The sequence below is a fragment of the Bradyrhizobium sp. genome, from assembly GCF_019244115.1.
In the GTDB taxonomy this organism is placed as follows: Bacteria; Pseudomonadota; Alphaproteobacteria; order Rhizobiales; family Xanthobacteraceae; genus Bradyrhizobium.
Genome location: NZ_JAFATE010000801.1, coordinates 1 through 11688 on the forward strand (window position 1 = coordinate 1; position 11688 = coordinate 11688).

General features: G+C 64.4%; 10 protein-coding genes and 1 riboswitch. Of the genes, 8 read left to right on the forward strand and 2 right to left on the reverse strand.

What is annotated here, in order from left to right:
• Positions 1-84 precede the first annotated feature (84 nt).
• Both JOZ76_RS33975 and purH read left to right on the forward strand, forming a co-directional pair.
• Positions 85-1800: a heparinase II/III family protein gene (locus JOZ76_RS33975; protein WP_291705752.1), complete on the forward strand. Its 1716-nt coding sequence runs from the start codon at positions 85-87 to the stop codon at positions 1798-1800.
• Positions 1801-1855: 55 nt separating this feature from the next.
• Positions 1856-1936: riboswitch (ZMP/ZTP riboswitch) on the forward strand.
• Positions 1937-1961: 25 nt separating this feature from the next.
• Positions 1962-3554 carry a bifunctional phosphoribosylaminoimidazolecarboxamide formyltransferase/IMP cyclohydrolase gene (gene purH / locus JOZ76_RS33980; RefSeq protein ID WP_291705753.1) on the forward strand — a complete coding sequence of 531 codons (1593 nt, stop codon included), beginning with the start codon at positions 1962-1964 and terminating at the stop codon, positions 3552-3554.
• Between the two features lie 143 nt (positions 3555-3697).
• Here the strand turns inward: purH and JOZ76_RS33985 are convergent, their stop codons facing one another.
• Positions 3698-5083 (reverse strand): MFS transporter, encoded by a 1386-nt coding sequence (locus JOZ76_RS33985; protein WP_291705754.1) that lies wholly within the window; start codon positions 5081-5083, stop codon positions 3698-3700.
• 107 nt (positions 5084-5190) lie between these two features.
• Here JOZ76_RS33985 and ggt point away from each other — a divergent pair, with 107 nt between their 5' ends.
• Positions 5191-6939 carry a gamma-glutamyltransferase gene (gene ggt / locus JOZ76_RS33990; protein ID WP_291705755.1) on the forward strand — a complete coding sequence of 583 codons (1749 nt, stop codon included), beginning with the start codon at positions 5191-5193 and terminating at the stop codon, positions 6937-6939.
• A 25-nt stretch (positions 6940-6964) separates the two neighbouring features.
• Entirely contained in the window at positions 6965-7834 is an 870-nt protein-coding gene (locus tag JOZ76_RS33995; RefSeq protein WP_291705756.1) for an SDR family oxidoreductase, read from the forward strand.
• 11 nt (positions 7835-7845) lie between these two features.
• Here JOZ76_RS33995 and JOZ76_RS34000 read toward each other — a convergent pair whose 3' ends face one another.
• Positions 7846-8511 (reverse strand): glutathione S-transferase family protein, encoded by a 666-nt coding sequence (locus JOZ76_RS34000; protein WP_291705757.1) that lies wholly within the window; start codon positions 8509-8511, stop codon positions 7846-7848.
• A gap of 149 nt (positions 8512-8660) precedes the next feature.
• On the opposite strand from JOZ76_RS34000, the gene JOZ76_RS34005 reads away from it, so the two are divergent.
• The 4 genes from JOZ76_RS34005 to JOZ76_RS34020 form a co-directional block, all read left to right on the forward strand.
• Positions 8661-9263, forward strand: a complete 603-nt coding sequence (locus tag JOZ76_RS34005; protein WP_291705758.1) for a DUF2239 family protein — start codon at positions 8661-8663, stop codon at positions 9261-9263.
• 200 nt (positions 9264-9463) lie between these two features.
• Complete coding sequence (locus JOZ76_RS34010; protein WP_291705760.1) at positions 9464-10765, forward strand: MATE family efflux transporter; 1302 nt, start codon at positions 9464-9466, stop codon at positions 10763-10765.
• 95 nt (positions 10766-10860) lie between these two features.
• Positions 10861-11466: a 2-hydroxychromene-2-carboxylate isomerase gene (locus JOZ76_RS34015; RefSeq protein WP_291705759.1), complete on the forward strand. Its 606-nt coding sequence runs from the start codon at positions 10861-10863 to the stop codon at positions 11464-11466.
• Between the two features lie 117 nt (positions 11467-11583).
• Positions 11584-11688 (forward strand): 2-dehydropantoate 2-reductase N-terminal domain-containing protein (locus tag JOZ76_RS34020; protein ID WP_291705761.1); only part of this gene is annotated, 105 nt, incomplete at its 3' end.

Consider the following 11688-nt stretch of genomic DNA (forward strand, 5'->3'; position numbering starts at 1 on the left):
TAAAAAGAGCTTAACCGAGCGAATCCCCCGAAATTAAGGCCAGGCGTGTCCGCCGCACAACGCAGACGCATATCGACGCTGATCATGGACCGTTTCGCGCGCAGCGTCGCTGCGCGCGCAAGCGGTGGCTCGGTTGCGCTGTCGCAATTGTGGCCCGGCCGCACCGACCGCCTGATCATCGCCCCGCACGACCTGCGGACCGCGGACGCCACCCGCGCGGCCGAGATCTATGCCGGCCGCTTCGTGTTCGCCGGAAAGATCGTGACCTGCCACGGCCGTTCGATCTTCGATCTCGAGCCGCCGTCGGAGGATTGGGAGGTGGCGCTGCTCGGCTTCGGCTGGCTGCGGCATTTGCGTGCCGCCGATACCGCGCTGACCCGCGCCAATGCCCGCTCCCTGGTCGACGACTGGATCACCAACCCCGCCAACCGCCGCCCGATCGGCCGCCGCGCCGACGTGCTGTCGCGCCGGGTGATTTCGCTGTTGTCGCAGGCGCCCCTGGTGCTGGGCGACACCGATGGCAAGTTCTATCGGCGCTATCTGCGCTGGCTGACCCGGGAAATTCGCTATCTGCGCTATGCGATGCTCGACGTGGGCGATGGCGTGCCGCGTCTGCAGGTCCTGATCGCGCTCTGCTACGCCTCGCTGTGCCTCGCCAATCAGGGCCGCCATGTGCGCAGCACCTCGCGCCGGCTGTCCGATGAATTGCAGCGGCAGATCCTGCCCGATGGCGGACACATCTCCCGCAACCCCGGCGCATTGATCGAACTCCTCATCGACCTGCTGCCGCTGCGGCAGACTTTTGCCGCGCGCAACATCGCGCCGCCTCCGGCGCTGCTGAACGCAATCGATCGCATGATGCCGATGCTGCGCTTCTTTCGTCACGGCGACGGCTCGATCGCGCTGTTCAACGGAATGAGCGGCACTCCATCCGACCTTCTGGCGACCCTGCTCGCCTATGACGACACGCATGGCACGCCGATGGCGGGCATGCCGCATTCCGGCTTCCAGCGCCTCGACGGCGGGCCCATGACCGTGATCATGGAGACGGGCCTGCCACCGCCTGCCAATGTCAGTCACGAGGCTCATGCCGGCTGTCTGTCCTTCGAATTGTCATCAGGACCGAACCGGATCGTAATCAATTGCGGCATGCCCTCCAACGGTCGCGACAACTGGCGCGCCTTCGCCCGCAGCACCGCGGCGCATTCCACACTGACATACCATGACACATCGTCCTGCCAGTTCGTCGAGATGACTGCGATGAAGCGTTTTCTGCACGGCGCCCCGGTCGTCTCGGGTCCTTCCAATGTCGACCTTTCGCGTCAGGATGTCCCCGACGGAACCATGCTGACCGCATCCCATAACGGCTACGCCCACCAGTTCGGCATCCTGCACCGCCGTGTCCTGATGGCCGCCTCGGACGGATCGCGGCTCGAGGGTGAGGACATCATCGTGCCCGCCACCGGCGGACGTGGCCGAGGTGCCGACAGCGATTTCGCTGTGCGCTTTCATCTGCATCCGTCGGTCAAGGCCAGCCGCCTCAGCGATGCACGTGGCGTGATGCTGGTGCTGCCAAACCGCGACGTCTGGACTTTCGAGGCCCTCGAAGACAAGGTCGATCTCGAAGAAAGCGTGTTCCTGTCCGGCAATGACGGCCCGCGTCGGACCGCCCAGATCGTGATCCGGCAGGACGCCCGGCAGGCCACGTCGATCCGCTGGAGCTTTGTGCGATCTGCGACGTCGGCGACGCTGACTGCGGCTCGGCGCAACGCCAGGCGCGAGCCGGAACTGCCGCTCTGAGATCCGCTCGCCCGTCCCCGTCCATTGTGGGCATCGTCGAAAGCTGCTAACCCATCGCCGCTCGCGCGACTGGCGACATTGGATGGAGCACCATCAGGAAGCGCGGGACAAGCAGCCGTGCGCCTGGGCAAAACGACACTCCTTCGCAAAGGACCTTGCCCATGACCCATCAGCTCCGCCGCGTGACCCGCGCCCTGCTCTCCGTTTCCGACAAGACCGGCCTGATTGAGTTCGCCCGCGCGCTGGCCGCACAAGGCGTCGAACTCGTCTCCACCGGTGGCACCGCAAAAGCGATTTCGACCGCGGGACTGAACGTCAAGGACGTCTCCGAGCTCACGGGCTTTCCGGAAATGATGGATGGGCGGGTCAAAACGCTGCATCCAAAGGTGCATGGCGGCCTGCTCGCGATCCGCGACAACGCCGAGCATACGAGCGCCTTGACGGCGCATGGCATCGCGCCGATCGATCTCCTGGTGGTCAATCTCTATCCCTTCGAGGCGACCGTGGAGAAAGGCGCCGATTTCGCCGAGTGCATCGAGAACATCGACATCGGCGGGCCTGCGATGATCCGCGCGGCGGCAAAGAATCACGACGATGTCGCGGTGGTGATCGAGGCGGCCGACTATCAGGCCGTGCTCGACGAGCTCGCGGCCAACCAGGGCTCGACCACGTTACGGCTGCGCCGCCGCCTCGCGGCAAAAGCCTATGCGCGTACCGCGGCCTATGACGCGGCGATCTCGAACTGGTTTGCCGGCGAGCTCGAGACCGAGGCGCCGGACTTCCGCGCCTTCGGCGGCCGCCTGATCCAGTCGCTCCGCTATGGCGAGAACCCGCATCAGACTGCGGCGTTCTATGCGCTGCCGAACAAGCGCGCGGGTGTCTCCACGGCACGGCAACTGCAGGGCAAGGCGCTCTCGTACAACAACATCAATGACACCGACGCGGCCTATGAGTGCATCGCCGAGTTCGATCCGGCGCGCACCGCGGCCTGCGTGATCGTCAAGCACGCCAATCCTTGCGGGGTTGCCGAGGGGCCGGATCTAGCCAGCGCCTATCGCAAGGCGCTGGCCTGCGATTCGACCTCGGCCTATGGCGGCATCATTGCACTCAACCGCACGCTGGACGCCGACACCGCGCGCGCCGTGACCGAGATCTTTACCGAGGTGATCATCGCGCCCGATGCCAGCGAAGAGGCGATCGCGATCCTTGCCAAGCGCAAGAACCTGCGCCTCCTGCTTGCCGGCAGCCTGCCTGATCCCCGCGCGCGCGGGCTCACCGCAAAGACGGTTGCCGGCGGACTTTTGGTGCAAAGCCGCGACAACGCCATTGTCGACGACATGGTGCTGAAGGTAGCGACCCGGCGCGCGCCGACCGATGCCGAGATGCGCGATCTGATGTTTGCCTTTCGCGTTGCCAAGCACGTCAAGTCCAACACCATCGTCTATGCCAGGGATCTCGCGACCGTCGGCGTCGGCGCCGGGCAAATGAGCCGGGTGGATTCGGCGCGCATCGCCGCGCGCAAGGCACAGGATGCCGCCGCCGAATTGAAGCTCGCAGAGCCCTTGACCAAAGGCTCGGTCGTGGCGTCCGACGCCTTCTTCCCGTTTGCCGACGGCATGCTGGCCTGCATCGAGGCTGGCGCCACCGCGGTGATCCAGCCGGGCGGCTCGATGCGCGACGACGAGGTGATCAAGGCCGCTGACGAACACGGCATCGCCATGGTGCTTACGGGCATGCGGCATTTCCGGCATTGAAGCTGTCGTCCCGGCGAACGCCGGGACCCATAACTACAGGCGGTCGTTGCTGAGTGCATCGACTGCCCTTTCCCCTTATTGATAGATCACGCGGTATGGGTCCCCGCTCCAGTGCGCAATCGCGCACAAGGCGGAGACGACAGTCACTCCCGCACCCTCGCGAGCAGCACGAGGCCGGTCACGAAGAACAGGACCAGCGTCGCCATGCCCGCCTTCTGGCTCGCCGTGGCCGCGGTGACGATGCCGATCAGCAGCGGACCGATGAAGGACGTGACCTTGCCGGTCAGCGCGAACAGCCCAAAATATTGCGCGACGCGATCCCTTGGCGCCATGCGGATCAGGAGCGAGCGCGATGCGGCCTGCAAGGGCGCACCGACCGCGCCGATGCAGCAGCCGAGGATCAGATAGGCACGCTCGGCGGCCGACGCGAACAGCGGGCCGCCCGGGACCGGCGGCGCGACGCTGATGAAGAAGATGGAGTCCGTGCTGACCAGCAGGATCGCCACGATCGCTGTCAGCAGGATCGTGATGCTGCCGGTGATGACGTGCTTTGGTCCAAAGGCATCATCGAGCTTGCCACCGAACCAGCCGCCAAAAGTGCCGGCGATTGCGAGGATGATGCCGAAGGTGCCGATCTGGATCGTGTTCCAGCCAAACGTGCCGGCGGCATAGATGCCGCCGAAGGCGAACAGCGACACCAGCCCGTCGGTGTAGATCATGTTGGCGAGCAGGAATGCGGCCAGCGATTTCTGCTTCGGCAGTTCGGCCAGCGTCTGCCTGAGCTCGGATAGACCCGTGCGCAATGCTTCACGCAGGCGGCTTCGTGCCGGATAGTCCGGCGTCAGCAAGAACATCGGCAGCACGAAGATGACGAACCAGACGCCGGTCAGAGGTCCCGAGATGCGGTCGCCCTGGTGACTCGCCGGATCGAGCCCGAACAGCGGCTTGAAACCGAACAGCGTGCGGCCGCTCTCGGGGCTGGCGGCCAGAAAGCCGAGCACCAGGATCAAGCTGAGAATTCCGCCGATATAGCCGGTGGCCCAGCCGGTGCCGGACAGACGCCCAATGCGATCCGGCGGCACCAGCGTCGGCATCATCGCATTGTTGAACACGGTTGCAAATTCGACACCGACGGTGGCGACACCGTAGGCGACGAGCAGCGCAGGAATACCGCTTTCTTCACCGGGGCGACCGAACCACATCAGCGCCGCGCCGATCACCAGCATGGCGCCGAAAGCCGCGATCCACGGCTTGCGGCGGCCGGTGACGTCGGCGATCGCGCCGAGCACGGGCGACAGCAGCGCGATCATCATGCCGCTGGCGGCGGTGGCAAATCCCCATAGCGCCTGCCCGCTGGCCGGATCGGATGCCACATGGGTGGCGAAATAGGGCGCAAATACGAACGTCGTGATCAGCGTGAAATAGGGCTGCGCCGCCCAGTCGAAGAAAATCCAGCTGATGACGGCCGATCGCGGCGGATAGGCCTTCAGGCGGGTCGTATCGCCAGCGTCGAGCGCGGTCACTGCCATCGCAAAACACCCCTCACAATCACATCTCCGCGTTTTGCCAAGTTCCACCGAGTCCATATAGCATGCAGAGGACATTCGGTTGCTTGGGCCAGATCCCGGGGCGAAGGATGATCTTCAAAGAACTCGACCGTCGAACGTTTTTCGCGAGCATCGCGCTCTGCATCCTCGCCCTCATGCCGGCGGCCGCGCAGGAAGGGCGCCGGGTCTATACGCCTCCGCCACTCGATTCCGTCCATTCCATTCCAGCCGAACACGGCATGGTGGTGGCGCAGGAGAAGCTGGGCGCCCAGATCGGGGCCGACATTCTCAGGCGTGGCGGCAACGCGGTCGATGCGGCGGTCGCGACCGGCTTTGCCATGGCCGTGACCTATCCTCCCGCCGGAAATATCGGCGGCGGTGGCTTTATGGTCATCCACATGCGCGGCCGCGGCGAGGATGTCGCGATCGACTATCGCGAGACCGCCGCAGCTGCGACGACGCCGCAGGTCTTCCTTGGCTCCGACGGCCGGCCGGACGCCGCGAAGTCGCGCGATTCGGCGCTCGGCATCGGTGTGCCCGGAACCGTCGCGGGCCTTGCGCTGGCGCTGGAGAAATATGGCTCCGGCAAATTCACTTTGGCCGAACTGCTGCAGCCTGCAATCGAACTGGCGCGCGAGGGATTTGTCGTCACCGACAATTTTGCCGACAGCCTGCCGGAATGGCACAAGCGCATCGTGCGCTGGCCCTCGTCGGCAAAACTGTTTTCGCGCGCAGACGGCACCCCGCTGCGGGACGGCGATCGCTTCGTGCAGCCTGAGCTCGCCGCGACGCTGTCGGCGATTGCAGCCCAGGGTCCGCGCGGATTCTATGAGGGGCCGGTGGCCGAGAGGCTGGTGAACGCGGTCGATGATGCCGGCGGCATCATGACAACCGAGGACCTGAAGTCCTACGCCGCCGTCATCCGCCAGCCGGTGCGCGGGACCTATCGCGGCTATGACATCGTCTCGATGCCTCCGCCATCCTCCGGCGGGGTCGTGCTGGTGGAAATGCTGAACATCCTCGAAGGCTTTTCGATCGCCGATCTGAAGCAGGGGTCTGCGGCCTCGCTGCATCTGATGATCGAGGCGATGAAGCGCGCCTATGCCGATCGTGCGCGTTATCTCGGCGACCCCGCCTCCACCGATGCGCCGATTGCGACCCTGATCGCCAAGGATTATGCCGAGAAGCAGCGCGCGAGCATCAATCCCGACCGCGCCACGCCATGGAAGGAGATGCTCGCGGTGACGTCGCCGCACGAGGGTTCCAACACCACGCATTTTTCGGTGGTGGACAGCTCCGGCAATGCCGTCAGCAACACCTACACGCTGAACTTTCCTTATGGCGTCGGCCTCGTTGCCGAGGGCACCGGTGTGCTGCTCAACAATGAGCTCGACGATTTCACCGCGGCGCCTGGCGCGTCCAATGCCTACGGCCTGGTCGGTTACGAGGCCAACCTCCCGGGTCCGGGAAAACGGCCGCTCTCCTCGATGTCGCCGACGATCGTTTTGAAGGAGGGCCTGCCTGTGCTGGTGACCGGCTCGCCCGGCGGCAGCCGGATCATCTCGAGCGTGCTGCAGATCATCGTCAACGTGCTCGACTACCACATGGACGTCGCAGCCGCTGTGGCCGCCCCGCGGCTGCATCATCAATGGCAGCCCGACGAGGTGCGGATCGAGCGCGGTTTTCCCGACGACGTGCTGGCTGCCTTGAAGGTGAAAGGCCACCAGATGGTAGGGCCGATGGGTCCGACCTCGGCCAACTCCATCCTCGTGACCCCAAACGGCTTGGAGGGCGCGCCCGATCCTCGCAGCCGAGGCTCGGAAGCCGCGGGGCAATGATGCGCCGGAAGCGATCGGAACAGAAATGACGACGCTCAAGGGCAAGACGCTGTTCATCACGGGGGCGAGCCGCGGCATCGGACTCGCGATTGCCCTGCGTGCCGCGCGCGACGGCGCCAACATTGCCGTCGCGGCGAAGACTGTCGAGCCGCATCCAAAGCTGAAGGGAACGATCTACACCGCCGCAGAAGAGATCATGGGCGCCGGTGGACAGGCGCTGCCTCTGGTCTGCGACATTCGCGACGAGGCCCAGGTGATCGACGCGATCGAGGCGACCGTCAAGGAGTTCGGCGGCATCGATATCTGCGTCAACAACGCCAGCGCCATCCGCCTCACCGATTCGCAGGGAACCGATATGAAGCGGTTCGACCTGATGATGGGCATCAACACCCGCGGCGCCTTCATGGTGTCGAAATATTGCGTGCCGCATCTTAAGAAGGCGGAAAATCCTCACATCCTGACGGTGTCGCCGCCGCTCGACATGAGATCACGCTGGTTCGTGCACTCCACCCCCTACAGCATTTCAAAATATGGCATGAGCATGTGCGTTCTTGGCCTTTCGGCCGAACTGAAGCCGGCGGGCATCGCAGTCAACGCGCTGTGGCCACGCACTACCATCGCAACTGCGGCCGTCAGCAATCTCCTGGGGGGAGAGGCGACGATTCGCGCGAGCCGGACACCTGATATCATGGGCGATGCAGCCCATATCATCCTGACCAGGCCTTCGCGGGAGTCCACCGGCCGGTTCTACATCGATGACACGGTGCTTTATGAAAGCGGTGTCCGCGACTTCGAGCGCTATCGTGTCGATCGGAATCCTGCTCTGCTGTCGGCCTACTTCATCCCCGAAGACGAGCGGCCGCCGCCGGGCGTCACGGTGAAGCCGCTGCCATAAACGACACCGTTTCACCTCCCCAGCTCATAGGGTCCGCCCTTTTCGAGTGCGCGGCCATAGGCCGGGCGGGCATGGATGCGGTCGAGAAAAGCCATCGCATTGGGATGACCCTGCTCGAGCCCGCCGCGGGCGGCCGCGGCCTCCAGCGCAAAACTCATCTGGATATCGGCCGCCGTGAATTCGCTGCCGGCGAACCATTCGCTCTTGGTCAGCTCGCTCTCCCAGAAATTCATGTGCTGCTTCAGTTGCGGGTTGACCAGCGTGGTCAGCGCCTGGCTCGAGACCTTGCGCACGACAGGACGCAGCAGCGCGGGCGCGCGCTTCGGCATGATGTTGAACAGCAGTTTTAGCAGAAGCAGCGGCATCGCGGAGCCCTCCGCATAATGCAGCCAATAGACGTAGCGAAGCCGCTCTGGCGTATCCGGGGCCGGGATCAGGCGGCCGCCGCCGTAAACCCCGACGATGTACTCCGCGATGGCGCCGGACTCCGCAATGGTGTTGCCGGCATCGGTGATGACAGGCGATTTCCCCAGCGGGTGGATGTTCAGGAGTTCCTTTGGTGCGCGCATGTCGGCCTGGCGCTGATAGCGGATGATGTCATAGGGCACCTCAAGCTCCTCGAGCAGCCAGAGCACCCGCTGGGAGCGGGAATTGTTGAGGTGATGAACAGTCAGCATCGATATCCCCGGAATAAATTCGCTTGTTCACTCTCCCGTAACAGGCAGGCCGGCGATTGGCGATCCAGGCCGGCCGGCTTTCTACCCGGGCAATATTGACAATCCTATTTTACCCGGATAATAAAACCGGACATCAACGAACGTAAGCAATGGCTCTTGTCATGATCTCCACCTTCACAGCCTTCCATGGCGAGCGGCGGCTTGCATCGGGCCCGCTCGACGCGGTTGCGCTCGCGATCAAGCGCGTCGAGGGCCAGGCCTCGGCGCCGATCGCGATCTTCGATGACTTGACCGGGCGTGCCGTCGATCTCGACCTGCGGGGATCGGATGCGGACGTCGTGGCACGGCTCGCCCGGCATCAGAAGCAGGGCGAGACGGCCGAGCCCGCCGCGGCAGCCAGCGAACCGCGCGGCCGCGGCCGGCCAAAGCTCGGCGTCGTTGCGCGCGAAGTCACGCTGCTGCCACGGCATTGGGAATGGCTCAACGCGCAGCCCGGCGGTGCCTCGGTCGCCTTGCGCAAGCTGGTCGAGCAGGCCCGCCGCGCCACCGGCGACGCCGATCGAGCCCGCGCGGCGCGCGAAGCCGCCTATCACTTCATGTCGGCGATGGCCGGCAACCTGCCCGGTTTCGAGGAAGCCACGCGTGCGCTGTTTGCCGACGACCGGCGACGCATGGCCGGTCATATCGCCACCTGGCCTGCCGACATCCGCGACCACGTCGTCAGGCTCGCCTATAGCGATCGCGCCGACTAAAAACGTTCTCGAACGAAATCCCCGCGGGTCCGCGTCAAGACCGCGCGACCGAACCGTCTGAGCTGTCGGCCCGGGAACGGCCCCAATTCACGTCGCATCGATGCGGCACGCCGCCTCGATGCGTCATCGCCTCACAACAGGAAGAAGCCGTGTCAAACAGCTCGTTTTCCCGAAAAACCTTTCTGGTCTTTCTCGCTCCGATGATGCTGAGCAACATCCTGCAATCGCTGTTCGGCACCGTCAACAGCGCCTATCTCGGCCAGATGATCGGCGTCGACGCGCTCGCGGCGGCTTCCGTGTTCATGCCAGTGATGTTCTTCTTCATCGCGTTCGTGATGGGCCTGAGTTCCGGCGCCGGCGTCCTGATCGGACAGGCCTGGGGTGCCGGCGAGCCTCTCAAGGTCAAGGCGGTGGCCGGAACGACGCTGTCGGTTGCGTTGATGATTGCGACGACCATTGCCATTCTTGGCGGGCTGTTCAGCCGGCCGTTCATGGCCGCGCTGGCAACGCCGCCCGATATTCTGGACGCCGCCAGCTCCTACGCGCGAATCATGATGATCAGCATGCCGCTGACCTTCACCTTCATCCTGTGGGCCGCGATGATGCGCGGCGTCGGCGATTCCGTGACGCCCTTGCTGGCGCTGTCGGTATCGGCGGTGATCGGACTTGCCGCAACGCCTGCCCTCATCCGCGGCTGGCTCGGCCTGCCCCGGCTTGGGGTCACCAGCGCCGCCTGGGCCGGCGCCTTTTCCGCCTCTGTCACATTGATATTGCTTCACCTGTATCTGCGTTGGCGCGTGCATGCGCTGGCTTTTGACGCCACGTTCCTGCGGGCGATGCGTCCTGACGGCAAATTGCTGCGGACCGTGCTCCGCCTGGGAATCCCATCGGCGCTCGGCATGGTGACGATGTCGCTCGCCGAACTCGTGCTGCTCGGCCTCGTCAACAGTTACGGCTCGGATGCCACCGCCGCCTATGGCGCGGTCAACCAGGTGCTGGGGCTCGTGCAGTTTCCCGCCATCTCGATCGCGATCGCGGCCTCGATCTTCGCAGCCCAGGCGATCGGGCGCGGCGAGGCGGGCCGCGTCGACGCCATCGTACGCCGCGGGCTGGAGATGAATGTGCTCCTCACCGGCGGACTCGTTGCACTGGCCTATCTGCTGTCGCGAATGATCCTGAGTTTCTTCATCACCGACGCGGCCGTGCTGGCGCTCGCGCAAGGCCTGCTCCACATGGTGCTGTGGAGCGCGGTGCTGTTCGGAATGGCCACGGTGTTTTCCGCGGCGATGCGCGCCAGCGGCACGGTGTGGATGCCGCTGGCAATCCTGATGTTCGCCGTCGTCGCCATCGAGCTGCCGTCAGCGATCATCCTCAGCCGCCTGGTCGGGATCGAGGGCATCTGGATGGCCTATCCGATCGCCTTCTGCAGCATGTTCCTGCTGCAGATGGCCTATTACATGCTGGTATGGCGGCGGCGCGCGATCCATCGCCTGGTCTGGTGAGCTCCAGCGCAGTATTACGATCATCATAGAAATCGGTGGACGTGCCCCGCCCATCGCGCCACAATGTCCGGCAAAGAACTTTTAGGGAGACCGCCGTGAGCCAGCGCCTGCAATTCCTGTTCGATGTCGGCAGCCCGAATGCCTTTCTCGCCCACGAGGCGATGCCCGCGATCGAAAAGCGCATCGGCCAAACCTTCGAATACGTGCCCGTCCTGCTCGGCGGCATCTTCAAGGCGACGAATAACAAATCGCCTGCCGAGACGCTGGCGGGCATCAAGAACAAACGGGAATTCCAGACGGTCGAGACCGAACGCTTCATCAAGCGCTTCCAGGTCGCGCCCTATGTGTGGAATCCGTTTTTCCCGGTCAACACGCTCAATCTGATGCGCGGTGCGATCGCCGCCCAGTTCGAGGGCGTGTTCGAGCCCTATGTCGAAGCCGCCTTTCATCACATGTGGCGGGAGCCGAAGAAGATGGATGACGGCGAAGTGGCGGTGCAGGCCCTCACCGCCTCGGGCCTCGACGGCGCAAAACTGCTCGCACGCGCGCAAGAACCGGAAGTGAAAGCCAAGCTGCTCGCCAACACGCAAGATGCCGTTGAGCGCGGTGCGTTCGGCTCGCCAACCTTTTTCGTCGGCCGCGAGATGTTTTTCGGCAAGGAACAGTTGCGCGACGTCGAGGAGATGATCTTGGGCAAATAGCAGCAAGGAAGCGAGTAGTGAGTAGTGAGTAGTGAGTAGCAAATAGTGAATGACGAGCACATCCGTTACTACTCCTCGCCATTCGCCTCCCTCAAGAAGAAGAAAAAGGATCAAACCATGCGTGTTCTCGTGGTCGGCGCCGGCGCCATCGGCGGATATTTTGGCGGCAGGATGCTGCAGGCGGGGCGCGACGTTACCTTCCTGGTCCGGCCGCGACGGGCC